This window comes from Halolamina pelagica, assembly GCF_900115675.1.
In the GTDB taxonomy this organism is placed as follows: Archaea; Halobacteriota; Halobacteria; order Halobacteriales; family Haloferacaceae; genus Halolamina; species Halolamina pelagica.
Genome location: NZ_FOXI01000017.1, coordinates 1 through 21,865 on the forward strand (window position 1 = coordinate 1; position 21,865 = coordinate 21,865).

Below are 21,865 nucleotides of genomic sequence, written 5' to 3' on the forward strand. Positions count from 1 at the left end.
GGCACCGGTCTTGCCCAGCTCTTGTTCCTGAACCTCCCTACGGTTCAGAAAAGAAAGGGCGATATGCCCTTTCACTCGGGGTCCCCTTATCGCACTGGCGTGCAGTGTAAAGGTTTCGCGCCTGCTGCGCCCCGTAGGGCCCGGAATCTTGTCTCAGATTCCGTCTCCGGGCTCTTGCTCTCACAACCCGTACCGATTATCGGCACGGTGGGCCGTTACCCCACCGCCTACCTAATCGGCCGCAGCCACATCCTACAGCGCCGGAGCGTTTGAGCGTCGACGTGTTCAAACGGTCAACGCGTATCGAGTGTTAGCCTCAGTTTCCCGAGGTTGTTCTCGTCTGTAGGGTAGTTTGGCCACGTGTTACTGAGCTATACGCCGCGGGTCTAACCCGCGCGACTAGCATGGCTAAATCGGACCCCGATAGCAATGACCTCCGGCAGGATCAACCGGAATGTGTACGTGCATCTGCACGTGGGTGGCGGGTCGGATCACAGTACGTGATCGTTACCATCTGGTCTTGCGTATCGGTTACCGTTCGCTGCCCGCCGGCCGAACCGGGGGACACCGAACTACCAAGGCTCGCATCAGAAGCCGTCCTGTGGCGGACCACGGGGGCGGCGTCCTCATCTTTCTTCGGACCCGAATGTTTCGCCCGACCGGGCATAAACCCATCGGAAGCGATCCGGGCCCACGCACCGTCCCGAGTCGCCCCGGGCCGCGGCGCGTTCTTCGCATTCCATTTGATGGGTGTGTACTACTTAACCCTGATGTTTCGATACCGTACTGAGTCGCGTTGTCGTGCGGTTTTCGTTCACACTGTCGACGCTTCGACAGCTCGACGCCGCGGAAACAGTATATAAGGGAACTCTTTATAAGGACTGGGTGAGCATTAAAGGCTGAACGATGAGTTCGCCGGCAGACTCAATCGAGATCCAGAACGTGGTGGCATCGACGGGCATCGGGCAGGAGCTCGACCTCGAAGCGTTGGCCGAAGACCTCCCCGGTGCCGACTTCAACCCGGACAACTTTCCCGGTCTCGTCTACCGGACCCAGAGTCCGAAGGCGGCCGCACTGATCTTCCGGTCGGGGAAGATCGTCTGCACGGGCGCGAAGAGCATCGACGACGTCCACGAGGCGCTGGGCATCATCTTCGAGAAGCTCCGAGACCTCACCATCCCGGTCGAGGACGACCCCGAGATCACCGTCCAGAACATCGTCTCGAGCGCGGACCTGGGGCACAACCTCAACCTCAACGCGCTCGCGATCGGCCTCGGGCTCGAGGACGTGGAGTACGAGCCCGAGCAGTTCCCGGGGCTCGTCTACCGCATGGACGAGCCCGACGTGGTGATCCTCCTGTTCGGCTCCGGGAAGATCGTCATCACGGGGGGGAAACGCACCGAGGACGCCCAGGAGGCCGTCGAGCAGATCGTCGAGCGGATCGAGGGGCTCGGCCTCCTCAGCTGAACCGTCGAGCACGCTTCTTCCGACCCGTTTTTCGCCGTGGCACCGGCACAAGAGGCATAACCCTCGGGCGCAAACGCGCCGATAGTGGCATCCCGTGACCACGGCCCGGACGGCCGGGGCGCCCCGGGCCCAGACACGCAGCACCGCACGGCCGACCAGGCGACGACCCCCGAGGCGGCCCGGCGGCGACCCGAGGATCCGCCCATCCGGAACCCGGGTCAGTACTCGCTGACTGACCACGTCCGCGAGCGACTCGCTCAGGGTGGGCGCTACGTCACCCTCGACGGCATCGACGCCGCCATCCGCGAGGGCCAACTCCGCTGGAACACCAGCGACGGCTGGCGGTTCGCCCGCGTCGAGGACGGCGTCCGGTTCGTCGTCGTCGTCTGTGACACCGAGACCGCCTCCCCGGTCGTCGTCACCGCCTGGACGGAGATCCACGACATCGGCGCCGCCGAGGCCTCCGACCGCTGGGACCGGACCGACATCGAGACGATCCGCCTCCGCAGCACGCTCTCGGAGCGCTCCGACGAGCACGTGCCCGAGCACATCCGCCCGCGCGACGTTCCCCGCCCGTTCTACGTCCGCGGCCACCACCTGGTCACCGAGCCCGGCGACGGCCACCTGCGCTGTGTCGACTGTCACGGTCGCTTCCGCTCGAAGGGCGAACTCGACCGCGCGCGCTGCTCGCGCTGACGCGCGCGCAGTCACAAGCCGTATTCCCGCCGACCGCCAACCACGCGTAATGACGGATCTCTCGCTCTCTGAGTTCTACGACGCCGTCGAGGCGGAGGGACGGCCGCTGCTCACGGCCGACGAGTTCGCCCGGCGACTCGAGGAGTCTCAGGCCGACGCCGACGAGGCGCTCTCCCGGCTCGCGGATCAGGGGCTGCTCGAACGCGTCGACGTGGAGAGCGACCCCGTGGTCTGGTACCCGACCGAGTGGGGCGAGCTCGCCTCGCGCGAGCGCGTGGTCGTCTTCCCTGAACGCCGGGAGATCGTCGTCGACCGACCCACCCAGTACACCCAGGCCCGCCTCTCGCAGTTCGCCCACCTCGTCGACACCACCGGCACCGAGCCCGGCACGCGGGGGTACCTCTACCGCATCCGCCCCGAGGACGTGTGGTCCGCGCCCTTCGACGGCGTCGCGGACCTGATCCTCACGATGCGGGGCATCTTCCCCCGGCGCTACGAGGGACTGGAGGAGTGGGTCGAGAGCCAGTGGAAACGCGCCAACCGCTTCCGCCTCTACACCCACGAGGACGGCTACGTCGTGCTCTCGGCGGCGACCGACGACCTCCTCGGCAACGTCGCGATGGAGAAGCTCGACGAGGACGCGGTCCGTGCGCCCATCTCCGACACGGAGGCGTGGGTCAACGAGGACGCCATCGCCGGCATCAAGCGCGCGCTCTACGAGGCGGGCTACCCCGTCGTCGACGACCGGGACCTCGAGCGCGGCGACCCCATCGACGCCGACCTCACCACGGAGCTCCGGGAGTACCAGCAGTCCTGGGTCGACAGCTTCCTCGAGAAGCAGGCCGGCGTCCTCGTCGGTCCGCCCGGGTCCGGCAAGACCGTCGCCGCACTCGGTGCGCTCGCCGAGGTCGGCGGCGAGACGCTGATCCTCGTCCCCTCCCGTGAACTCGCCGGCCAGTGGCGCCAGGAGATCGAGCGCCACACCACCGTCGACGCCGACCAGGTCGGCGAGTACCACGGCGGCACCAAACAGCTCCGGCCGATCACCATCGCCACCTACCAGATCGCCGGGATGGACCGCCACCGGAAGCTGTTCGACGAGCGCGAGTGGGGCCTGATAGTCTTCGACGAAGCGCACCACGTCCCCGCACCCGTGTTCCGCCAGTCCGCCGCGCTCCAGAGCAAACACCGTCTGGGCCTGACGGCGACCCCGGTCCGCGAGAGCGACGACGAGACCGACATCTACACCCTGATCGGCCCGCCGCTCGGGACCGACTGGTCGGCGCTGTTCGACGCCGGCTTCGTCGCCGAACCCGAGGTCGAACTCCGCTACCTCCCGTGGGACGACGAGCTGGCCGAGAACGAGTGGGGAAGCGCCCACGGCCGCGAGCGCCACGTCCTCGCCGGCTCCAACCCCCGGAAGATCGAGGAGACCCGGAAGCTGCTGGCCGACCACGACGGCAAGGCGCTGGTGTTCGTCGACTACCTCGACCAGGGTGAGGCGATCGCCGAGGAACTCGACGCGGCGTTCGTCTCGGGGGAGACCCCCCACCACCGGCGCGAGAAGCTGTTCGAGTCGTTCCGCACGGGCGAGCGCGAGGCGCTGGTTGTCTCCCGCGTCGGCGACGAGGGGATCGACCTCCCGAACGCCGAACTCGCCGTCGTCGCCTCCGGCCTCGGCGGCTCCCGCCGGCAGGGCGCCCAGCGCGCGGGACGCACGATGCGCCCGGTCGGGCGCGCGGAGGTGGTCGTGCTCGCGACCCACGGCACCAGAGAGGAGGAGTTCGCCCGCAAGCAGATGCGCCACCTCGCGGAGAAGGGGGTCCGCGTCCACGAGACCGTCGTGGGCGACGCCGAGGAGGCGAGCGGGAACGAGGGAGAAGCGATCGACGAGGCGGAAGAAGCGAGCGGCGGCGAGGGGGAACTGACTGACGACGACGCGACGCCGGAGTAGTCGCCCGACGTGCGGCCGGCGACCCGGCGTATCGGGAGCGTTTAGGCGCCGGCCGCCGGCGACGGACCCATGGACGACGAGCGACAGGCGACGTTCGGAACCGACGGCTCGCTGGAGACGGACCGACCCCCGGAGGCCGCGGGGGAGGACGACTTCGGCGAGGAGAAGGACCCGGACGAGACCGACGGCGGGTTCAGCCGGTACGTCGTCTCCAGCCTGCTCCAGAAGGCGGTGCGGCGGTCCGACGAGGAGGTCGCGGCGTGGGCGGCCTGGGAGCTCGCGCGCTCGGGGTTCGGCTGGAACCTCTGGGAGCGGCTGAACCTCTACGTCGTCGAGGACCTCCGGGCCGGCCAGGACGTCGCGACCCAGGTCGCGCGCTACGAGGAACTGGCGACCGAGCGCTGGGAGGCCGACGAGTGGCGCGGCCGCCTCTGTGCCGTGCACGCGGCGCTCGCGTGTGCCCGCGCGCAGTCGTCCCGCGAGGCCGCCAACGCCGACGAGTACTTCGGCGCCGTCGCGGACCACCGGGCCGAGGCCCGAGAGCGCGGGGAGGAGCCGAGCCACGATTTCCCGGTCGGCGATCTCGAACCCGAGGGTCGCTTCGACGCCGTCTTCGACGGCCACACGGGCGAGGGCTCGCGCCGCGGCCGCGGGACGGAGTTCTTCAAGACCCACGGCGCCCGCGTCGGGCCCGAGGGGGAGAGCGACCTGAGCGCCCGCTGGCAGCGACTCGCGATGGTGCTGTCGTCGACGGAGTTCGACGAGGCCGACATCGAGCGCGCGCTGGAACCGACGGACGCCGACGACCCGTGGGCCGGTCCGGAGTCGTAGTCGCAGTGCTGAGGGGTACTCGACTCCGAATCGGCGGGAAAACGAGTCCGCCCTCCCCGATATTGAACGCGGTCAGACGTTCCGGGCATGCGGCGCTTCGCGCCGTTCCGGGGCTGCGACTGACCTGCTCAAACGGGTCGGTTGTCCCTCACGTTCGATACCGTTCGCTGTCGCTCACGGATGTCGAAGTCAGTCCGCCCTCCCCGATTTGAACGGGGGGCAAGCCGATCTACAGTCGGCTGCTCTACCAGTCTGAGCTAAGGGCGGGCACTCGTACGTAGAAGCTGGTTCGGACTTAAGGATTGTCTCTTGGCTCCGCCACGTGGGTCGGTATCGCCCGCCGGCACGCCCCTCGGATCCCCGGCTTCGAAACCGGTAAACACGCGGAGTGGGGAGCGTTCCCCGTGTCACTCGCCGCAATCGAGGAGCGCGTGCCGCCGATGGCCGGCCTCGCCGTCGCCGTCCTCGCGGTCAGCACCAGCGCGATCCTGATCCGCTGGTCGAGCGCCCCCAGCGTCGTCAAGGCGTTCTACCGCGTGGTGTTCACCACCGCGCTCCTGCTCCCGTGGGCGCTCGGTCGCTACCGCGGCGAGTTCCGGCAGATGAAGCCCCAGGACCTGGGGATCGCCGGCCTCACCGGCGTCGCGCTCGCGCTCCACTTCGCCGCGTGGTTCGAGAGCCTGAACCACACCTCCGTCGCCGCCAGCGTCACGCTGGTCCAGACCCAGCCGCTGTTCGTCGCCGTCGGCGCGTGGGCGCTGCTCGACGAACGCCTGACCCGGCGGATGCTCGCCGGCATCTTCGTCGCGCTGTTCGGCGCCGCCGCGATGTCGCTGGGCGACCCCGCGCTGGCGCTGCTGGGCCTCGGCGACGCCGAGGCCCTCGCCGGCACGGGGATGCTGGGCAACGCGCTCGCGCTCGTCGGCGCCGTCTGCGCCGCGGCGTACGTCCTCGCCGGGCGGTCGCTCCGCCAGCGGGTCTCGCTCGTCCCCTACGTCGTCGTGGTGTACGTCGCCTGTGCGGCCGTCCTGCTCGCGATCGCGGTCGCCCAGAACGCCCCGCTCGTCGACTACCCGCGCCGGGAGTGGCTGCTCTTCCTCGGGATGGCGCTCGGCCCGGGGATCTTCGGCCACACGGTCATCAACTGGGCGCTGGCCCACGTCGAGTCCGGCGTCGTCTCGGTCAGCCTGCTGGGCGAACCCGTGGGGAGTACCGTGCTCGCGCTGCTGCTGCTCCCGGGCGAGATCCCGACGCCGACGACGATCGTCGGCGGCGCCGTCGTACTGCTCGGCATCTACATCACCGCGGCTGCCCGGGACCGTGACTGACCTGGATAGCGGCGCCGTCGCCGACCACCCAATCGACGCCGCCACGGCGCGGCGGTACGTCGCCGGCCAACTCGGACTGTTCCTTCTCACGCTCGCGCACGCACTCCTGACGTGGCCGCTCGCGGAGACCGCGGCGCTGTTCGTCGGCGGCGCCGTCGTCGCGTTCGCCCTCGAGGCGCCCGCGATCCGGGCCGGGCTGTTCACCCACTCCCTCCGGCCACAGATCGTCGGGGTGCCCGTCTCGATCCTACTCGCCTGGCCCGCGGTGGTCTACCTCGCCGTCCGAGCCGCGTCGCTGGTCGTCGACGGTCCGCTCGCGGTCGCGGGAACGGCGGCGGTGTTGGCGACGCTCGTGGATGCCGTGATCGAGCCACGCGCGGTCGCCGCAGGCGCGTGGGCGTACGCGGACGTGATCCCCGGACCGCGCCTGTGTGGCGTCCCGTGGTGGAACGCCGCCGGCTGGCTCGTCGTGGTGTTCGTGACGGCGCTGCTGCCGGCGGCGGTCTGACTACTCCAGAAGCTGCTTCGTCTGCCGGTGGCGGTAGCGGAACATCGGCTCGAAGCCGACGACGCCCAGCGGCCCCAGCACCTTCCCCAGCCCGCCGAGCGGGAGCTGGTAGACGAGCCGGTCCTCGACGACGGTCTCGTCGCCGTGGGCGCGGAACCGGTGGGTGTGTCGCCAGCGCGGGAACGGGCCGTCGCGCATCTCGTCGCGGAACCACGCGACGCCGTCACCCTCCTCCCGGTCGGTGATCACGGAGGTCCAGCGCTGGCGCGGGCCGACGCCGAAGGGACGCATCGCCATGTCGATCTCGCTGCCGGGCAGCAGCACGTCCGGATCCGGTTCGCCGTCCGGCCCGCGAATCTCCTCCACCTCGAGGTTCATGAACCCGGGCGTGAGCGCCTCCAGCCCGTCGACTCGCGAGTGGAACGCCCAGACCTCCGACAGCGGCGCGTCGACGCGGGTGCGCCGGGTGTACGTCGGCATACGTCGGGGATGGATCCGGGCAGGGATAACGCTTCGGCGCGCCCGCGCTCACAGCCTGTCGGTGTCGATATCGACGCCCTCGGGTGTCACGACGAGAAAGCCCCGGAAGTGGGTGAGTGAGCCGCCGCGCTCACGGATCTCCCGGGCGAACCCGGCCGCCAGCCGGTTCAGGTCGCCCTCGACGGCGAGGACGAGCACGTCGCCGGACCGGACGGCATCGATCCACTCCGCGGCGTCGGTCGAGCCGTCTAACACCCCCAGAACCACCTCGCCCGCGGCGTCGTCGTCGAGTTCTTCCTCCGCACGGGTGAGGTCGAGGCCGAAATCGCTCATGGCCACGGTTGATCGCGAGAGGCTAAAAAAGGAGTCGGGCCGTGGCGGGGCTCGGCCGGTGTACTGAAGCCAGTGGCCGCACAAGATCCGGTATGGCTTGTAACCACGATCTCGACGGCGAGTATCTGACCCGAAGCGACGCCGCGATCACGGACATGTACGGCTCGGACGAATCCTTCCGCATCGACGTGGTCGTCCCCTGTCCGGATTGCGGACAGACGCTCGAGCTGACGATGGTCGAGGAGAGTCGGGAGGAGGTCGACGTCGACTTCCCGCTCGACGACGCCGAGATCGCCAACAGCTAACTCCGGAGTCGGGAGCGCCCCTACTCCTGGTACGCGATGCGGACCTGTTCCCAGCGACCCTTCTCGGCCAGATGCGCCTGCAGCATCTCCGCGTAGCGCTCCAACAGCTCCTCGGCGTCCTCGGTTCGGTCACTGCCGCCGTCGCCGCCGCCGAGGCCGAGGCTCTCCTTGACCGACGAGAACATTCCGCCGTCGTCGTCGCCCCCGGCCCCGCCGGGGGCGCCGCCCATCGCCCCCTCCATCTTCTCGACCTCGGGCATGATGCCCGCGACCTTCGAGGTGTCCGGGACGATGCGGGCGTTCTCCGGATCGTCGGCGTCGACGATGTCGAACTCCGCCGCGGTCATGATCAACCCCCACTCCTGGTTGGTGAACGGGGAGTCACGCACCTCCGCGGCGAACTGCTGATCGACCGCCATCCGCTCGCCGACGATGGCGTCGGTCCAGTCTGACTCGCTCATGCTGGGCCCTACGCCGACCGTGCGTTTCAGGGTTTCCCCAGCGGCGCCGGGGTTGACGCGCTAGCGGTCGTGGCCGACGTCGACGGCGTCGTCTCGTCACCGGGACACGGGGGTCGTGAGCCGTCGACGCCGGACGCGCACCCCCGCTAGCGCCTACCCATAACTTACAGCGATGGATTCGGTTAGTCCCGCACGTTATCGGCCGTCTTTATCGGTTCCACCACTCAGCTTTGTCCCAGCACAACTGTGGTAGAAACGCACGACTGCGCCGGGGTGAACTGGGCGCCGCTCCCGACAAGTACTTATACCGAGACGGGATGGGGACCACCACGGAGATGAGCCGAACTATCCGCCGCGCCGCGCTGTTCGCACTCTACCAGATCACGGTCCTGCTCGGGATCGCGCTGCTCCCGGTGGCGATGTTCACCCGCCGGCTGGGCGTCCCGCTCCCGCTGGGTCGGGCCGTCGACGGCGCGAAGGCGGCCTACGAGACGACGGAGTAACGCGTCCAGTTTTCCGAACACACACCACCGCCCAGCCGCGCTACCCGGGTTTCGAAGCCGGCCCGTTCTCCCCGAAGGGGTGGCTTTATCAGCGTTCCCCGACTAGCGTTCGTCAATGCGAACACCTGCTGATCAGTCAGGGCTCGACCCGCTGAGCGGCGACCAGTCCGACGTCTTCGGCCCCGAAATCGGCGACTTCCCCCACGCCGACGACCGCCGGGCCCAGGCGGCGACCGACGACGGGATGAAGACCGGGACCACGACCGTCGGCATCGACGCCGGCGACGCCGTCGTGCTGGCCACGGACATGCGCGCCAGCATGGGCAACATGGTCTCCAGCAAGGACGTCCAGAAGGTGGAACAGATCCACCCGACCGGCGCGCTCACCATCGCGGGCTCGGTCTCCGCCGCCCAGTCGCTGATCGAGACGCTGAAAGCCGAGTCGAACCTGTTCGAGGTCCGCCGCAGCAAGCAGATGTCGATGCAGGCGCTCTCCACGCTGACGGGCAACCTCCTGCGCTCGGGCGCGTTCTACATCGTCTCGCCCATCCTGGGCGGCGTCGACGACAAGGGCTCGCACGTCTACGCCATCGACGCCCTCGGCGGCACGACCGAGGAGGACTACGCCGTCTCCGGCTCCGGCTCGCAGTTCGCCCTCGGCGTCCTGGAACAGCAGTACGAAGACGACATGGGCGTCGAGGCCGCGAAGGACGTCGCCACGAAGTGTATCAAGAGCGCGATGGAGCGCGACACCGCCTCCGGCAACGGGATCAACATCGCCGTCGTCACCGACGAGGGCGTCGACGTGACGAAAGAGAAGGACATCGAGTCCCTCCTGTAGACGCCGCGGCGGACGCCGTCGTTCCCCGTTTTCACTCCCAGATAGCGCTCGCGCCGTCGACGGCGTCGACGCCGGCTCGCGTCAGTCCCAGTTCGCGAACGTCCCCTGCAACAGCGTCTCGCTCTGATTGTGGACGTACTCGCGTTTGGTCGCGGTCACCGCGTCGTCGAATGACTCCCCGTCGGCCACGCGTGAGCGGACGCGGTCGACCTTCCACGACGCCGGGGTGACGCGGTCGTCGACGCGATACCGGAGGGGGGCGAGGTACTCCTCGGCCGCCGCTTCCGAACAGCCCGCGGCCTGCAGCCCCGCACTCGCGTTCGCGAGCAGGTCATCGTAGATCTCGTCGAGGTCGCCGGTAGGCTCGCCGTCGGTGGTGATCCAGCGCAGGTCGGCGTCCAGCCCCTCCCGCATCGCCGCGTAGAAGTTCGACTCGGCGTCGGCCCAGTCGAGCTCGTCGAGGGGGTGGCCCTGGCGCGGGAGCTGTTCCATCAGCCCCGCAAAGGCCGCGAGGAAGGCCACCGTATCGGAGACGGTCGGCTGGCCCGGCAGCGGCCGGAACTCGATGCGGGCGTTGGCCCCGGAGCGCGTCGCGCCGCCGAAGACCGGCCGGACCCACCGCCAGTAGGTACCGTGTTTGGCTCGGAACGTCGGGAACTGGTCGTCGAAGCGGTCGCCGTCCTCCTCGACCGGTATCGGCACCACCACGTCGTCGCCCGCGATGCGGTCGACCGTCTGCTCGACGGTCTCGACGTCCTCGGGGAAGGTCACTTTCTCGGCGTCGCCGGCGTTGAGCACCGACTCGAACACCGCGATGCGGTTCTCCATGTACGAATCGGCGAGGATCGTCTCGGCGTCGACGCCGTCGGCGTAGAGATCCGGGGGGAAGAACGGGGCGTTGACCCCCAGGGCGAGCAGCGGGCCGGCGATACGGAGCGCGTAGGTGTGGTGCCGCGGCAGGTCGGCCGCGCGGCTCATCTGGTAGTGGGGCTGGATCGACGTGATCAGGCTCTCGGGCATCACCGTGTCGGCCTCGAGGTCGACGTGGGGCGCGTCGACGGCCATCGGCGGATCGATCGCGCCGCTGTTGGACATCGCGTGGTAGCGCACGGCGTCGCTCATGTTCACGGCGACCCGGACGCCGTCGTCGACCACGCTGTCGGTGAGGTACTCGCGGGCGGTCTCGCCGGCCGGCGGGATCGTCCAGATCCCGTCGCTCACCAGCCGCATCCCCTCGGCCTTCGTCAAGTCGCGGGCGTTCTGGAGGTGCGAGCGGACCTCCGCGGCCTGGGCGGCCATCCCGTAGCCGTTGAACGGCTGGGGGCTGGTGGTCATCTCGGCGTTGTGCAGCCCCAGCTCCTTCTCGAAGTCGATCAGGTCGAACAGCCGCCGGGGCACCCGCATCAGCGTGCAGTCGGTCGCCTCCTCCTCGGCCCACCGGCCGTCGGCGGCGGCGTAGAACTCGTACTCCAGTCCGACGACCGAGCGGTGGTTGTCGAACGCGCCCTCCCGCAGCAGCGACTTGACGACTTCGGCGTCCTGTGCGGCCTGCTGGGCGAACGCGTCGGCGTCGACCGACAGCACCTCCCTGACACGGTCGGCGAGCGTCTCCTCCATGCTCGAGGTTGTGTACGCGGAGCGGGAAGTACTCGGGGGCCGTCGGGGGCACCGGCCGCGCGGCATCGGCGGCCTTTTTGGGCCGTTCTCCCTACCCCGGCCAGATGCAGTTCGCCGCCTTCGCCGACCGCGCCGCCGAACTGGAGGCAGAGCCCGCCGACCTCGAGACCGTCGCGCTGGTCGCGGACCTGCTCCGTGACGCCGGCGACGACATCGGCACGGTCGCTCGCTTCCTCCAGGGCCGTGTGTTCCCGGGCTGGGACGCCCGCACGCTCGACGTGGGGCCCGCGCTCTGTTACGAAGCGCTGGCGAAGGCGGCGGGGACGAACGTCACCGCCGACGACGTGGAGGAGCGACTCGCCGACGAGGGCGAGATCGGTACCGTCGCCGCGAACCTCGACCTCGGGGGCCAGCAGGGGCTGGGCGCGTTCGCCGCGGGCGGGGACGCTGGACGCGACGACCCGACCCTCGCCGAGGTCGACGACGAACTCCGGGCGGTCGCCGCCACCGAGGGCGACGGCAGCGAGGACACCAAGCTCGCGACGCTGTTCGGCCTGTTCTCCCGCGTCAGCGACGCGGAGGCGCGCTACCTCGTCCGGCTGGTGCTGGGCGAGATGCGACTCGGCGTCGGCGAGGGCACCGTCCGCGACGCGATCGCGGAGGCGTTCGACGTCGATCCGGCGCTCGTCGCCGACGCGCTCCAGGTGAGCAACGACTACGGCCGCGTCGCCCGGATCGCCCGCGACGAGGGCGAGGACGGGCTCCGGGAGACGAGTCTCACCGTCGGCCGGCCCGTCCAGTCGATGCTGGCCCAGGCAGGCACCGTCACCGGCGCGCTGGAGTCGTGGGACGAGGTCGCCGCGGAGATCAAGTTCGACGGGGCGCGCGTGCAGCTCCACCACCACCCCGACGGGATCGCGCCGCCGGACGCCGATCGCGAGCCCGCGCCCGACGACCCGACGGTCCGGCTCTACTCCCGGAACACGTCGGAAGTGACCGACGCCCTCCCGGAGATCCGGGAGTTCGCCGAGGAGCGCCTCGACGCGCCGGCGATCCTCGACGGCGAGGTCGTCGCCGTCGACGACGACGGCGGGCCCCTGCCGTTCCAGGAGGTGCTGCGGCGCTTCCGCCGGAAACACGACGTGGACCGGATGCGCGAGGAGGTCGAACTCGAGCTCCACGCGTTCGACTGCCTGCTCGACGGCCGCGACGGGACGGCCGGGACCGACCTGCTCGACGAGCCGTTCCGCGAGCGCCACGGCCACCTGGCCGACCTCCTGCCCGAGGCCGCCAGCGAGGTGCTGTACAGCGACGCCGCCGAGGCGATCGAGGCGTTCGAGCAGGAAGCGCTCTCGGCGGGCCACGAGGGCATCATGCTCAAGCGCCCCGACTCCGCGTACACTCCCGGCGACCGCGGCCAGGACTGGCTCAAGCGCAAGCCCGACGTGGAGACGCTGGACTGCGTGGTTACGGGTGCCGAGTGGGGCGAGGGGCGTCGCGCCAACGAGTTCGGCACGTTCCTCCTCGCGGTCGGCGGCGACGACGGCTACGAGACGGTCGGGAAGGTCGCGACCGGGATCACCGACGAGCGACTCGCCGAACTCACCGACCTACTCGAACCCCACGTGGTCAGCGAGGACGGCCAGACCGTCGAGTTCCGGCCCGAGGTGGTGTTCGAGGTCGGGTACGAGGAGATCCAGGCGTCGCCGACCTACGGCGCCGGGTACGCGCTGCGGTTCCCGCGCTTCGTGGAGGTACGCCAGGACAAGGATCCCGAGGACGCCGACACCGTCGAGCGCGTGGAACGGCTGGCGAACGGTGGCGTCGACGACGGTGCTGACGCGGACGCCGACGACGCGGCTGCTGATGGTGCTGACCACGGCGAAGCGCCCGACAGCGCCGCCGAGAACTGAACCGGCAGCGCGGCCCCCGAGGAGTACGCCTAAGGCCGGCCCGTCCCGACCCCCGCGCATGACTGTTCGCCACGACGGCCTGCAGGTGACGTGGTTCGGCTACGCGACCACGCGTATCGAGACCGAGGGCGGCTTCGTCGCCTACCTCGACCCGGGACGCTACGGCGTGCTGACGGGCGAGTGGACGCCGATCGGCGGCGGCAACCCGAAGGAAGCCGCCCACCCGCGTTCGACCGAGTACCGGCCCGGGGACGCCGATCTGGTCTGTGTCACCCACGACCACCACTACGACTCGGAGGGGATCCGGCGCGTCGCGAACGACGGGACGACGGTGGTCGTCTACGAGGCCGTCGATCCGGCGGGGATCGACCGCGACGTGGACCCCGTCTCCGAGTTGCCGGGCGAGGTCGTCCGTATCGGCGAGGAGGACCACCTCGCCGTCGACGGCGTCGACGGGGGTGCGGACGTCTGGTCGATGCCGGCGTACAACGAGCCGGACGGCCCGCGCAACGGCCACCCGAAAGGGTTCGGCGTCGGCTACCGCCTCGCCCTCGGGGGCACGTCGGTGTTCTGGCCGGGCGACAGCGACGCGCTCGACGCGTTCGCGGAGCTGTCGGTGTCGCTGTTCCTCGCGAACATCGCCGGCACCGTCGTCAGCAGCGCCGACGAGTCCGCCGAGCTGGCCGAACGGATGGACCCGGACCTCGTGCTGCCGGTCCACTACAACACGATCGAGATCCTACAGGCGGACTCGGGCGAGTTCGCGCGAGACGTGGCCAAGCGCGGCGTACCGGTCGTACTGGACGAGCAGGAGGGGTAGTCGGAAGCCGGGCGGCGTCTCAGTGCGCGGTCCCGCCGGCCGGCGCCTCCATCGACTCGATCTCGAGGACCAGCACGTTCGCGGTCGCGTCCTTGCCGTCGACGGTGCCCTCGACGACCAGCGCCGAGAGGGGCGTCGGGCCTGCTCGCACCTGATCGCCCTCGTGGAACGCCTTGACCGACCCGCGGAGGTGGAGCTCCGCCCGGCAGAGGTCGGGGTTGTGGACGCTGGTGAGTCGGATCTCCTCGACGTTGACCCCGTCCGCCGGCTCGCCCTCGTGGCTCAGCGGCACCGACGCCGGGTCGTCCATCCGCTGGACGTCGAGGGCGTCGAAGGCGTTGGTCGTCGGCTTGTAGCCGCCCTTCGGGCCCGGGACGCCCTCGACCAGCTGGAGCGCCTTCAGGCTCTGCATCTGGTTCCGGATCGTGCCGGGGTTGCGGCCCACCTCATCGGCGATCGCCTCGCCTTTCACCGCGGACTCCTCCTCCCCGTGGAGGTTGACGAGCGCCCTGAGAATCGTGCGCTGGCTGGCTGTTAGCTCGATCGAAGACATTTGTTGCTTGATTGCCCATGGGAGTACATAAATCTGGGGCCGATTCCGGAGAGCTTGGAAAGAGTTTCGAAGGAGACGGCAGAAAACTGCCGTATTCGTTCAAAACTTCGGCCAAGCCCGGACACGCGTGGGTATCGCCGAACGACAGGCCTTTGCCGCCGCCGGAAGGATCCACCGACATGAACGGCAAGCGCGTGCTGGTCACCGGCGGCGCGGGGTTCATCGGGTCGAACCTCTCGAACCACCTCGCGACCGACAACGAGGTGATCGCGCTGGACAACTGCTACCTCGGCACCCCCGAGAACCTCGACGACGAGGTCCGGTTCGTGGAGGCGGACGTACTGGACGACGACCTGCCGACCGACGTTGACGCCGTGTTCCACCTCGCGGCGCTCTCCTCCCGCCAGATGCTGGAGGAGAACCCCCGGCAGGGCGCCCGGGTCAACATCGAGGGGTTCGTCAACGTCGTCGAGCAGGCGATGGACGACGGCTGTGAGACGTTCGTCTACGCCTCGACCTCCTCGATCTACGGCAGCCAGCAGGAGCCCTGCACCGAGGAGATGCCCGTGGAGGCGTCGACGGGGTACGACGCGTCGATGATGGGCCGGGAGCGCTACGCGGAGTACTACTCGGACTTCCACGACCTGACGCTCGCCGGCATGCGCTTCTTCTCCGTCTACCAGGGCTACGGCGGCAACGAGGGACACAAGGGCGAGTACGCCAACACCATCTCGCAGTTCGCCGACGCCATCGCCGACGGCGAGTCGCCGGTGCTCTGGGGCGACGGCACCCAGACGCGCGATTTCACCCACGTCGACGACATCGTCCGCGGCCTCGAACTCGCCGCCGAGAACGAACTCGACGGCGTCTACAACCTCGGCGTCGGCGACCCCTACACGTTCAACGAGATGGTCGACATGATCAACGAGGAACTGGGCACCGACGTCGATCCCGTCTACGAGCCGGTCCCCCTCGACAACTACGTCTACCACACCCACGCGGACGCCTCGAAGTTCAAGGGGGCCACGGGCTGGGAGCCCGAGATCAGCTTCGAGGAGGGCGTGAGCATGGTGTGTGAGGCGTACAGGGAGACCGAGAACGAGCAGGAGCGGGAACGGCTGCGGGAGTAGTCACTGCCCCGTCGCGGGGAGCGCCGACTTTATCACCGGGAACCGCCCCACTCCGAGCATGCGCGTCGAGAACGCCTTCATCCTCAGCCCGTCGAACTGCCGGGGCAGTGGCTACTCGTCTTCGAGCGCGTCGTAGACGTCGCGGTTCTCGTCGCGGTCGGCGGCCGCGACCCGGCGGACGAGCTCCTGTCTGATGTCCGCCATCACCTCGTCCAAGGGGGACTCCGGCTCGACTCCTTCTTCCGTCGCCATAGGCGATGTATCACACGTACGCGGTTAATCGTTCGGGTCGTCCCGGCTGCCCGTGAGTTCGTCGACGCCGAACTGAACGAGATCCTCACGCCAGTTCTCGATCTCGGCGGCGAGGTCCAGTTGTTCAGTGTGTGACTGGAGGTACTCGATGGCCGCCGACTCGTCGACAGCCGCCTCGTCGACGGCGAACTGCTTGAGGAACGTGCGGATTTCGTGGTCGTAAGTAAACCGGTAGCCGTTGAGGAAGTAGAAGACGCTCGTCGTGTTCAGCGCCGTTCGCTTGTTCGCGTCGACGAACGGGTGATTGGCGACGAGCAGTCGGAGCAGGTGGAACGCCTTCTCGTGTATTCCATCCGGCGCTTCACCGAAGCTCCCGCTCTCGACGTAGCCGAGGGCGAACTCGATGTCTCCCCGGTTTCGAACCCCTCCATCGGTCTCGGGGTACTCCGAGACGATGTCCTCGTGGATGTCGACGACATCCCCGACCGAGGGGTACCACAGCGAGTCGACCATTCAGTTCAGGATGAACAGTTGGGGGGAGGAAACTGTTGTCGTTGACGCCCGGCCATGGCGGAGCGTTCAGGCAGTCCTCACCGACCCGGACAACCCGCAGGCTTTTCTCCGCGTTTGACATAGCCGTCGATGAACGATCCACGGAGCCTCTCCAACCCCCCAATCTTCCCAACTCACCATGTCTAAACAACGTACGAACATCGGTATCGAGAACTCCTTCATCCCCGTCCGCGGCGTCGGCGAGGCGACCGAGCGTCGCCTCTGGCAGGACGACATCACCCACTGGGACGACTTCCACCCGGGCGCCGTCGGCCGGAAGACCGGCGAGCGCGTCGAGTCCTTCATCGACGAGGCCCGCCCCCGCCTCGACGCCGGCGACGCCGCCTTCTTCGACCAAGCGTTCCCGAGCGGCGAGCGCTGGCGCCTCTACGAGAACTTCCGGGAGTCGGCCTGCTTCTTCGACATCGAGACCACCGGCCTCGATCACGACCGGAACGAGGTGACGACGGTCTCGTTCCACTGCGACGGCGAGACGACGACGCTCGTCCAGGGCGACGACCTGACCGCCGAGAACGTTCGCGCGGAGTTCGACGCCGCCGACCTGCTGGTGACGTTCAACGGGAAGCGCTTCGACGTGCCGTTCCTCGAGACCTCGCTGGGGCTGGACGTGGACACCCCCCACCTCGACCTGATGTACACCTGCAAGAAGCTCGACCTCTCGGGCGGGCTCAAGCCGATCGAACGGGAGATCGGCATCGAGCGCGACCGCCCGGACATCTCCGGACGGGACGCCGTGCGCCTCTGGAAGGAGCACGAGCGCGGCGAGGACGGCTCGCTGGAGACGCTGATCTCCTACAACCGCGAGGACGCCGTCAACCTGCGGGCGCTGGCCGACGAGGCGACCCGGCGACTGGATCGCCGGACGTTCGTCGACGGCTGAAGGGACAACGGCTCGCGAGCCGCCGTGACGCGCCGTCACGGCCACGGCGTCCCCGCCGTGGTCGTGGCCCGGACACGTGCCACCCTCCCACGGACTTTTGTACGATCCGACAGAGCCCCCTGGGTATGGGAGACGACGGCGACGACCGGAGCACCGACGACGACCCCCGACGACGAGCCCCGAGCGACCCCGGCGACGACGAGACCGTACCGCGCGTTGACCTGGTGCTGGAGGACCTCGCAGTCACGGTCACGGGCTGCTCCGACGACGACCTCGAGACCGTCGAGGAGAGCGCCCGCGACCTGATGGGCCACCTCGTCGCGAAGGCCGGCGAACTCGAAGAGGAACACGACGAGTACGGCCTGAGCTGACCGACCCGCGGCGTCAGATCGTCCGGACGATGTCGCCGATCCGGCGGGGCTCACCCGAGATGGCCGGGTCCTCCTCGACCAGCTTCAGTACCTCGTGATCGGTCACGTCCGGGTAGGACTTCTCGGTCGCCTCCTCGATCAGCGCCTTCTCCAGTCGGAACTCCGTCCCCTCGTAGACGACGTCGACGCCCTCCTCGTCGAACGACAGTGCGGTCATGCGGCGGCCTACGGATCCGTCGGGGTTAACCCCACGCTTCCGACTCCGACGGCGGAACCACCGGTCGCACCCGCGCTCTCGCCGGTTCAACGAGATACCTATCCGATTCTCGACTAATGTCTGACGGAGCCTTTTACGCGTAGGGACCCACTGACCGCGTGTATGTCGCTCCGCCAGGACCCGCTCGACGAACTGACCATCCCCAGCGGCACCGTGGTCGAGGAACACGACCTGGTGACCGACAGCGACGTGCTGGTCGGTGGGCAGTCGACCGTCGAGTTCGGAGTCCGCGGCCGCTCGGTCGCGGCCGGCGAACGGAGCAGCTTCGGTGGCCACATCGAGGCCGAGAACGACTGTCGGCTGGACATGTGGACCGACGTGGACGGCGACGTGCTCGTCGGCGAGGACGCCTACCTCGGCGAGCGCGCCCACATCGGCGGCCAGCTGATGGTCTCGGGCGACCTGGACATCGGCGACGACGTGGAGATCGAGGAGGGGTTCGAGGCCAACGGCTGGATCACCATCCGGAACCCGATGCCGACGCTGGTGTTCTACTTCATCGTGCTCTCCCAGCTCCTCCGGCTGGGCGAGGAGGAGGCCGCCGACGACCTGGCGTACGCGCTGGCCGACGGCGGCGAGGCCGAGCAGCAGCCGCTGGTGATCCCGCGGGGGTCGTCGGTTTCGGACGACGCCTGGCGGGTCTCCACGCCCGCGAGCATCGGTTCGGAGTGCCGGCTCCACGGCAACGTCCGCGCGACCGAGGTCACGGTCGAGGAGCGATCGGAGCTGTTCGGCAGCGTCCGCGCCCGCGGCGACGTGCACCTCCACGCCGGCAGCGTGATCCACGGCGACGTGACCACCCGCGACGGCGCCGTCACCATCGACGCCGGCGCCAGCGTCCGCGGGGACGTGTCCTGCGTCGACCTGCGGGTCCACGAGCGCGCGAACGTCGAGGGGACGATGCGCGCCGACGGCGAGATCCAGTTGGTGCAGTCCGACGACGGGCCGGAACCCGGGGAGAACCCCCAGGAGCGGACCCCCGACTTCTGACGCCGAGCGGTTCGACCGAAAGGCAGTTCCCACCGTCCGCTGAATCCACGCCCAACGAATGCTCTCGGTCGCGCTCGCCGGCAAGCCGAACGCCGGCAAGTCCACGTTCTTCAAGGCCGCCACGATGGCGGAGGTCGACGTGGGGAACTACCCGTTCACCACGATCGACCCGAACCGCGGCGTCAGCCACGTCCGTACCGAGTGTCCCTGTCTCGACCGCGACGAGCGCTGCGACAGCGACAACTGCCGCGACGGGAAGCGCTACGTCCCGATCGAACTGCTGGACGTGGCGGGCCTCGTCCCCGGCGCCCACGAGGGGCGGGGGCTGGGCAACCAGTTCCTCGACGCGCTGACCGACGCCGACGTGATCCTCAACGTCGTCGACGCCGCCGGCGCGACCGACGAGGAGGGCGAACCGGTCGAGGTCGGGACCTACGACCCCACGGAGGAGGCCACGTTCATCGAGGAAGAGATGGACCGCTGGCTGGCGGGCATCGTCGACCGCAACTGGGAGAGCGTCGAACGGAAGTCCCGCTCGCCCGACTTCGACATCGACGAGGCGCTGCACGACCTCCTCACCGGCTTCGGCGCCGACGAGTACGACGTGACCGCCACGCTCCGCGGGATGGCGTACCCCGACAATCCCCGGGACTGGACCGACGACCACCGCGAGACGCTCGCCCGGGACCTGCGCGCCCGCACGAAGCCGATCGTCCTCGTCGCCAACAAGGTCGACATCGCCCCCGAGGAGAACGTCGAGGCGCTGCGGCAGACCGACAAACCGGTCGTCCCCTGCACCGCCGACGGCGAACTCGCGCTCAGAAACGGGGCCGAGGCGGGCGTCGTCGACTACGACCCCGGCGACGCCGACTTCGAGATCCTGGGCGACCTGAGCGAGAGCCAACAGCGGGGGCTCGAAACGATCCGGGGGACGATGGCCGACCACGGCGGCACGGGCGTTCAACAGGCCCTGAACGAGGCCGTCTACGGCCTGCTCGACCGCATCACCGCCTACCCCGTCCAGAACGAGTCGAAGTGGACCGACGGGACGGGGAACGTCCTCCCCGACGCGTTCCTGCTCCCGCGTGGATCGACGCCGAAGGACCTCGCCTACGCCGTCCACTCCGACATCGGCGAGGGGTACCTCCACGCCGTCGACGCCCGCGCGGGCCGCCGGATCGGCGAGGACCACGAACTCGAAGAGGGCGACGTGATCAAGATCGTCTCCACCGCATCATGACCGACCGACAGAGTGCGTCGACCGAGGACGCGACGGTCGGCGAGTTCCGCACCCACGACGGCCGCTGCATCGTCGCCGAGGACCGCCTCCGCATCGTGTCGGGCGAGCGGGGACCGCTCGGGACGCTCTCCGAGGCGCTGACCGACGACGAGATCCCGCCGGTCCGCCGGGCGGGCGTCGGGCTCTCTCTGGTCGCCGTCGTCGTCGGCGCCGCGCTCGCGATCCGGACGCTCCCGGCGTGGCTCTCGGGCGCCGCCGCCGGCCTGCTGCTCGCGTGGGTGGTGTGGTCGCGGCTCCGCGGCGCGAACCCGGAGAAGGAAGTGGTGATCCCGTTCGACACCGTCGAGAGCGTCGAACCGGAGTACGGGCTCCCGCTTCTGACCCGGCCGCGCTTCGTGGTCCGGCACCGCTCGGAGGGGGGCGTGAAGCAGCGCTACGTGCTCACCCCCTCGCGGCTGTACGGCTTCGGCGCCTACGAGCGCGGGAAGGAGCTGTTCGCGGCGCGGGGGCTGGTGGAACAGCCGCCGGCGGACGGGAGCGAGGAGTGAGGGCCGCCTCGCCGGGGAACGCCTGCTACCGCAGCCGCGCGACGCGCTCGCCGTCCGCCTCCTCGGTCTCGACCAGCCCGTCATCGGCCAGATCGTCGAGTAGCCCGTCGAGCCACTCCCGGCCGTGTTCGCCGTCGGGCGCGTAGTCCACCCGGATCCGGTGCCCGAGGTCGTCGACGGCGACGGCGTCGCCGTCGCTCAGCGCGCGGACGATCCGGCCGCGGAACTGTCGCCGGCTCCCCTCGAAGCTCGGCTGTTCGGTCACGTCGGGGGCGGTGAAGTCGCCGGTCTGATAGGCGTCACACCACTCGCGCCACGGGCACCCCGCCTCGTCGCAGTTGGGCGATTTCGTGCAGGCCACCCCACCCAACTCCATGATGGCGTTGTTCCAGACCCGGGATTCCCCCTCGGGCATCAGCCGCCGTGCTGCCTGCTCGAACGCCGAATCGTCGTCCGGGGTATCGAACGCGCGGTAGGTGACTCGCTCCACGTTCGTGTCGACGACGGCGTTGCCGTTGTTGAACGCGAACGACGCGACCGCGTTGGCGGTGTAGGGACCGACGCCCATCAGCTCCGCCAGTTCGGCGGGCGATTCGGGGTACTCGCCGCCGTACTCGTCGACGACCTGGTTGGCGGCCTCGTGGAGGTACTTCGCGCGGTTGTTGTAGCCCAGCGAGTGGTCGGTCCAGAACGCCACCACCTCGCTGCGGTCCGCGGCCGCGAGGGCGTCGACGGTCGGCCAGCGATCCCGGAACGCCTCCCACGCCGAGACGACGCGGTCGAGTTGGGTCTGCTGGCTCATCACCTCGCTGACGTGGATCTCGTAGGCGTCGTCGGTCTCGCGCCACGGGAACGGCCGGTGGTCGGCCTCGTACCACGCGATCAGCGCCTCGCGGATGGCGTCGAGGTCGAGGTCCGGCGGGAGTGGGGGCGCGTCGGCGGCCGCGTCGTCGCCGGCGTCGGCGGCGTCGGTCATGGTCGGGGCTGGGGCCCG

The 21,865-nt window shown here is 69.3% G+C and carries 26 protein-coding genes, 1 tRNA gene and 1 rRNA gene; 17 read left to right on the forward strand and 11 right to left on the reverse strand.

Going from position 1 to position 21,865, the window contains the following annotated elements; all coding sequences use genetic code 11:
* Positions 1–456: ribosomal RNA gene (locus BMZ83_RS14190) — 16S ribosomal RNA — on the reverse strand; the annotation flags it as partial.
* Between the two features lie 450 nt (positions 457–906).
* Between BMZ83_RS14190 and BMZ83_RS14195 the strand changes: the two genes are divergently transcribed.
* From BMZ83_RS14195 to BMZ83_RS14210, 4 genes are all read left to right on the forward strand, one after another.
* Complete coding sequence (locus BMZ83_RS14195) at positions 907–1,467, forward strand: TATA-box-binding protein (protein ID WP_049981576.1); 561 nt, start codon at positions 907–909, stop codon at positions 1,465–1,467.
* An 84-nt stretch (positions 1,468–1,551) separates the two neighbouring features.
* Positions 1,552–2,163 (forward strand): hypothetical protein, encoded by a 612-nt coding sequence (locus BMZ83_RS14200; RefSeq protein WP_245748704.1) that lies wholly within the window; start codon positions 1,552–1,554, stop codon positions 2,161–2,163.
* Positions 2,164–2,212: 49 nt separating this feature from the next.
* Complete coding sequence (locus BMZ83_RS14205) at positions 2,213–4,117, forward strand: DEAD/DEAH box helicase (RefSeq protein WP_074880053.1); 1,905 nt, start codon at positions 2,213–2,215, stop codon at positions 4,115–4,117.
* Positions 4,118–4,186: 69 nt separating this feature from the next.
* Entirely contained in the window at positions 4,187–4,948 is a 762-nt protein-coding gene (locus BMZ83_RS14210; protein WP_074880056.1) for a hypothetical protein, read from the forward strand.
* 193 nt (positions 4,949–5,141) lie between these two features.
* On the opposite strand, the gene BMZ83_RS14215 is transcribed toward BMZ83_RS14210, so the two are convergent.
* Positions 5,142–5,215 (reverse strand) — tRNA-Tyr (locus BMZ83_RS14215).
* A gap of 137 nt (positions 5,216–5,352) precedes the next feature.
* Here BMZ83_RS14215 and BMZ83_RS14220 point away from each other — a divergent pair.
* On the forward strand, positions 5,353–6,276 hold the full coding sequence (locus tag BMZ83_RS14220) for a DMT family transporter (protein ID WP_394327207.1): 924 nt from the start codon (positions 5,353–5,355) through the stop codon (positions 6,274–6,276).
* Positions 6,269–6,784: a carotenoid biosynthesis protein gene (locus BMZ83_RS14225; RefSeq protein ID WP_206674364.1), complete on the forward strand. Its 516-nt coding sequence runs from the start codon at positions 6,269–6,271 to the stop codon at positions 6,782–6,784. The genes BMZ83_RS14220 and BMZ83_RS14225 overlap by 8 nt, the downstream gene beginning before the upstream one ends.
* Here the strand turns inward: BMZ83_RS14225 and BMZ83_RS14230 are convergent, their stop codons facing one another.
* Both BMZ83_RS14230 and BMZ83_RS14235 read right to left on the reverse strand, forming a co-directional pair.
* Positions 6,785–7,264: an SRPBCC family protein gene (locus tag BMZ83_RS14230; RefSeq protein ID WP_074880060.1), complete on the reverse strand. Its 480-nt coding sequence runs from the start codon at positions 7,262–7,264 to the stop codon at positions 6,785–6,787.
* Positions 7,265–7,312: 48 nt separating this feature from the next.
* The gene (locus tag BMZ83_RS14235; RefSeq protein ID WP_074880064.1) at positions 7,313–7,597 is read right to left on the reverse strand and encodes a DUF5779 family protein; all 285 of its coding nucleotides are present in this window, start codon (positions 7,595–7,597) and stop codon (positions 7,313–7,315) included.
* A 92-nt stretch (positions 7,598–7,689) separates the two neighbouring features.
* Here BMZ83_RS14235 and BMZ83_RS14240 point away from each other — a divergent pair, with 92 nt between their 5' ends.
* Complete coding sequence (locus BMZ83_RS14240; protein ID WP_074880067.1) at positions 7,690–7,902, forward strand: hypothetical protein; 213 nt, start codon at positions 7,690–7,692, stop codon at positions 7,900–7,902.
* Between the two features lie 20 nt (positions 7,903–7,922).
* Here BMZ83_RS14240 and BMZ83_RS14245 read toward each other — a convergent pair whose 3' ends face one another.
* Complete coding sequence (locus tag BMZ83_RS14245; protein ID WP_074880070.1) at positions 7,923–8,363, reverse strand: DUF5799 family protein; 441 nt, start codon at positions 8,361–8,363, stop codon at positions 7,923–7,925.
* A 335-nt stretch (positions 8,364–8,698) separates the two neighbouring features.
* Here BMZ83_RS14245 and BMZ83_RS16965 point away from each other — a divergent pair, with 335 nt between their 5' ends.
* Together BMZ83_RS16965 and psmB are read left to right on the forward strand one after the other, a co-directional pair.
* Complete coding sequence (locus BMZ83_RS16965) at positions 8,699–8,866, forward strand: hypothetical protein (protein ID WP_166623300.1); 168 nt, start codon at positions 8,699–8,701, stop codon at positions 8,864–8,866.
* 115 nt (positions 8,867–8,981) lie between these two features.
* The gene (gene psmB / locus BMZ83_RS14255; protein WP_074880075.1) at positions 8,982–9,707 is read left to right on the forward strand and encodes an archaeal proteasome endopeptidase complex subunit beta; all 726 of its coding nucleotides are present in this window, start codon (positions 8,982–8,984) and stop codon (positions 9,705–9,707) included.
* Positions 9,708–9,788: 81 nt separating this feature from the next.
* Here psmB and BMZ83_RS14260 read toward each other — a convergent pair whose 3' ends face one another.
* Entirely contained in the window at positions 9,789–11,324 is a 1,536-nt protein-coding gene (locus tag BMZ83_RS14260; protein ID WP_074880078.1) for a hypothetical protein, read from the reverse strand.
* A 104-nt stretch (positions 11,325–11,428) separates the two neighbouring features.
* Between BMZ83_RS14260 and ligA the strand changes: the two genes are divergently transcribed.
* Together ligA and BMZ83_RS14270 are read left to right on the forward strand one after the other, a co-directional pair.
* Positions 11,429–13,237 (forward strand): ATP-dependent DNA ligase LigA, encoded by a 1,809-nt coding sequence (gene ligA, locus BMZ83_RS14265; protein WP_079990211.1) that lies wholly within the window; start codon positions 11,429–11,431, stop codon positions 13,235–13,237.
* Between the two features lie 58 nt (positions 13,238–13,295).
* Positions 13,296–14,057, forward strand: a complete 762-nt coding sequence (locus BMZ83_RS14270; protein WP_074880079.1) for an MBL fold metallo-hydrolase — start codon at positions 13,296–13,298, stop codon at positions 14,055–14,057.
* A gap of 19 nt (positions 14,058–14,076) precedes the next feature.
* Here the strand turns inward: BMZ83_RS14270 and BMZ83_RS14275 are convergent, their stop codons facing one another.
* A complete protein-coding gene (locus BMZ83_RS14275; RefSeq protein ID WP_074880082.1) occupies positions 14,077–14,610 on the reverse strand; it encodes an Rrf2 family transcriptional regulator in 534 nt (177 codons plus the stop codon).
* 179 nt (positions 14,611–14,789) lie between these two features.
* Here BMZ83_RS14275 and BMZ83_RS14280 point away from each other — a divergent pair, with 179 nt between their 5' ends.
* On the forward strand, positions 14,790–15,740 hold the full coding sequence (locus tag BMZ83_RS14280; RefSeq protein ID WP_074880085.1) for an NAD-dependent epimerase/dehydratase family protein: 951 nt from the start codon (positions 14,790–14,792) through the stop codon (positions 15,738–15,740).
* 111 nt (positions 15,741–15,851) lie between these two features.
* Here BMZ83_RS14280 and BMZ83_RS16970 read toward each other — a convergent pair whose 3' ends face one another.
* Both BMZ83_RS16970 and BMZ83_RS14285 read right to left on the reverse strand, forming a co-directional pair.
* Positions 15,852–15,992: a hypothetical protein gene (locus tag BMZ83_RS16970; protein WP_166623299.1), complete on the reverse strand. Its 141-nt coding sequence runs from the start codon at positions 15,990–15,992 to the stop codon at positions 15,852–15,854.
* 24 nt (positions 15,993–16,016) lie between these two features.
* Positions 16,017–16,505 carry a type II toxin-antitoxin system death-on-curing family toxin gene (locus tag BMZ83_RS14285; protein ID WP_074880088.1) on the reverse strand — a complete coding sequence of 163 codons (489 nt, stop codon included), beginning with the start codon at positions 16,503–16,505 and terminating at the stop codon, positions 16,017–16,019.
* A 199-nt stretch (positions 16,506–16,704) separates the two neighbouring features.
* Here BMZ83_RS14285 and BMZ83_RS14290 point away from each other — a divergent pair, with 199 nt between their 5' ends.
* Positions 16,705–17,445: a ribonuclease H-like domain-containing protein gene (locus tag BMZ83_RS14290; RefSeq protein WP_074880189.1), complete on the forward strand. Its 741-nt coding sequence runs from the start codon at positions 16,705–16,707 to the stop codon at positions 17,443–17,445.
* A 125-nt stretch (positions 17,446–17,570) separates the two neighbouring features.
* Positions 17,571–17,816 (forward strand): hypothetical protein, encoded by a 246-nt coding sequence (locus BMZ83_RS14295; protein WP_074880091.1) that lies wholly within the window; start codon positions 17,571–17,573, stop codon positions 17,814–17,816.
* Positions 17,817–17,829: 13 nt separating this feature from the next.
* Here the strand turns inward: BMZ83_RS14295 and BMZ83_RS14300 are convergent, their stop codons facing one another.
* Entirely contained in the window at positions 17,830–18,033 is a 204-nt protein-coding gene (locus BMZ83_RS14300; RefSeq protein WP_074880094.1) for a DUF5800 family protein, read from the reverse strand.
* Between the two features lie 162 nt (positions 18,034–18,195).
* Here BMZ83_RS14300 and BMZ83_RS14305 point away from each other — a divergent pair, with 162 nt between their 5' ends.
* From BMZ83_RS14305 to BMZ83_RS14315, 3 genes are read left to right on the forward strand one after another with little or no spacing between them, the layout of a single operon-like run.
* Positions 18,196–19,083, forward strand: a complete 888-nt coding sequence (locus BMZ83_RS14305) for a polymer-forming cytoskeletal protein (RefSeq protein WP_074880097.1) — start codon at positions 18,196–18,198, stop codon at positions 19,081–19,083.
* 58 nt (positions 19,084–19,141) lie between these two features.
* Positions 19,142–20,323 carry a redox-regulated ATPase YchF gene (locus BMZ83_RS14310; RefSeq protein ID WP_074880100.1) on the forward strand — a complete coding sequence of 394 codons (1,182 nt, stop codon included), beginning with the start codon at positions 19,142–19,144 and terminating at the stop codon, positions 20,321–20,323.
* Positions 20,320–20,871: a hypothetical protein gene (locus BMZ83_RS14315; RefSeq protein WP_074880105.1), complete on the forward strand. Its 552-nt coding sequence runs from the start codon at positions 20,320–20,322 to the stop codon at positions 20,869–20,871. The genes BMZ83_RS14310 and BMZ83_RS14315 overlap by 4 nt, the downstream gene beginning before the upstream one ends.
* 25 nt (positions 20,872–20,896) lie before the next feature.
* On the opposite strand, the gene BMZ83_RS14320 is transcribed toward BMZ83_RS14315, so the two are convergent.
* Positions 20,897–21,847 carry an HhH-GPD family protein gene (locus BMZ83_RS14320; protein WP_074880108.1) on the reverse strand — a complete coding sequence of 317 codons (951 nt, stop codon included), beginning with the start codon at positions 21,845–21,847 and terminating at the stop codon, positions 20,897–20,899.
* Between the last annotated feature and the right edge of the window lie 18 nt (positions 21,848–21,865).

Bases quoted from the DNA above. Each gene is read 5' to 3' on its own strand.
- BMZ83_RS14195 (WP_049981576.1), top strand. From the start codon at position 907: ATGAGTTCGCCGGCAGACTCAATCGAGATCCAGAACGTGGTGGCATCG.
- BMZ83_RS14205 (WP_074880053.1), top strand. From the start codon at position 2,213: ATGACGGATCTCTCGCTCTCTGAGTTCTACGACGCCGTCGAGGCGGAG.
- BMZ83_RS14210 (WP_074880056.1), top strand. From the start codon at position 4,187: ATGGACGACGAGCGACAGGCGACGTTCGGAACCGACGGCTCGCTGGAG.
- BMZ83_RS14230 (WP_074880060.1), bottom strand. From the start codon at position 7,264: ATGCCGACGTACACCCGGCGCACCCGCGTCGACGCGCCGCTGTCGGAG.
- BMZ83_RS14235 (WP_074880064.1), bottom strand. From the start codon at position 7,597: ATGAGCGATTTCGGCCTCGACCTCACCCGTGCGGAGGAAGAACTCGAC.
- BMZ83_RS14240 (WP_074880067.1), top strand. From the start codon at position 7,690: ATGGCTTGTAACCACGATCTCGACGGCGAGTATCTGACCCGAAGCGAC.
- BMZ83_RS14245 (WP_074880070.1), bottom strand. From the start codon at position 8,363: ATGAGCGAGTCAGACTGGACCGACGCCATCGTCGGCGAGCGGATGGCG.
- BMZ83_RS16965 (WP_166623300.1), top strand. From the start codon at position 8,699: ATGAGCCGAACTATCCGCCGCGCCGCGCTGTTCGCACTCTACCAGATC.
- psmB (WP_074880075.1), top strand. From the start codon at position 8,982: ATGCGAACACCTGCTGATCAGTCAGGGCTCGACCCGCTGAGCGGCGAC.
- BMZ83_RS14260 (WP_074880078.1), bottom strand. From the start codon at position 11,324: ATGGAGGAGACGCTCGCCGACCGTGTCAGGGAGGTGCTGTCGGTCGAC.
- ligA (WP_079990211.1), top strand. From the start codon at position 11,429: ATGCAGTTCGCCGCCTTCGCCGACCGCGCCGCCGAACTGGAGGCAGAG.
- BMZ83_RS14270 (WP_074880079.1), top strand. From the start codon at position 13,296: ATGACTGTTCGCCACGACGGCCTGCAGGTGACGTGGTTCGGCTACGCG.
- BMZ83_RS14275 (WP_074880082.1), bottom strand. From the start codon at position 14,610: ATGTCTTCGATCGAGCTAACAGCCAGCCAGCGCACGATTCTCAGGGCG.
- BMZ83_RS14280 (WP_074880085.1), top strand. From the start codon at position 14,790: ATGAACGGCAAGCGCGTGCTGGTCACCGGCGGCGCGGGGTTCATCGGG.
- BMZ83_RS16970 (WP_166623299.1), bottom strand. From the start codon at position 15,992: ATGGCGACGGAAGAAGGAGTCGAGCCGGAGTCCCCCTTGGACGAGGTG.
- BMZ83_RS14285 (WP_074880088.1), bottom strand. From the start codon at position 16,505: ATGGTCGACTCGCTGTGGTACCCCTCGGTCGGGGATGTCGTCGACATC.
- BMZ83_RS14295 (WP_074880091.1), top strand. From the start codon at position 17,571: ATGGGAGACGACGGCGACGACCGGAGCACCGACGACGACCCCCGACGA.
- BMZ83_RS14300 (WP_074880094.1), bottom strand. From the start codon at position 18,033: ATGACCGCACTGTCGTTCGACGAGGAGGGCGTCGACGTCGTCTACGAG.
- BMZ83_RS14305 (WP_074880097.1), top strand. From the start codon at position 18,196: ATGTCGCTCCGCCAGGACCCGCTCGACGAACTGACCATCCCCAGCGGC.
- BMZ83_RS14310 (WP_074880100.1), top strand. From the start codon at position 19,142: ATGCTCTCGGTCGCGCTCGCCGGCAAGCCGAACGCCGGCAAGTCCACG.
- BMZ83_RS14315 (WP_074880105.1), top strand. From the start codon at position 20,320: ATGACCGACCGACAGAGTGCGTCGACCGAGGACGCGACGGTCGGCGAG.
- BMZ83_RS14320 (WP_074880108.1), bottom strand. From the start codon at position 21,847: ATGACCGACGCCGCCGACGCCGGCGACGACGCGGCCGCCGACGCGCCC.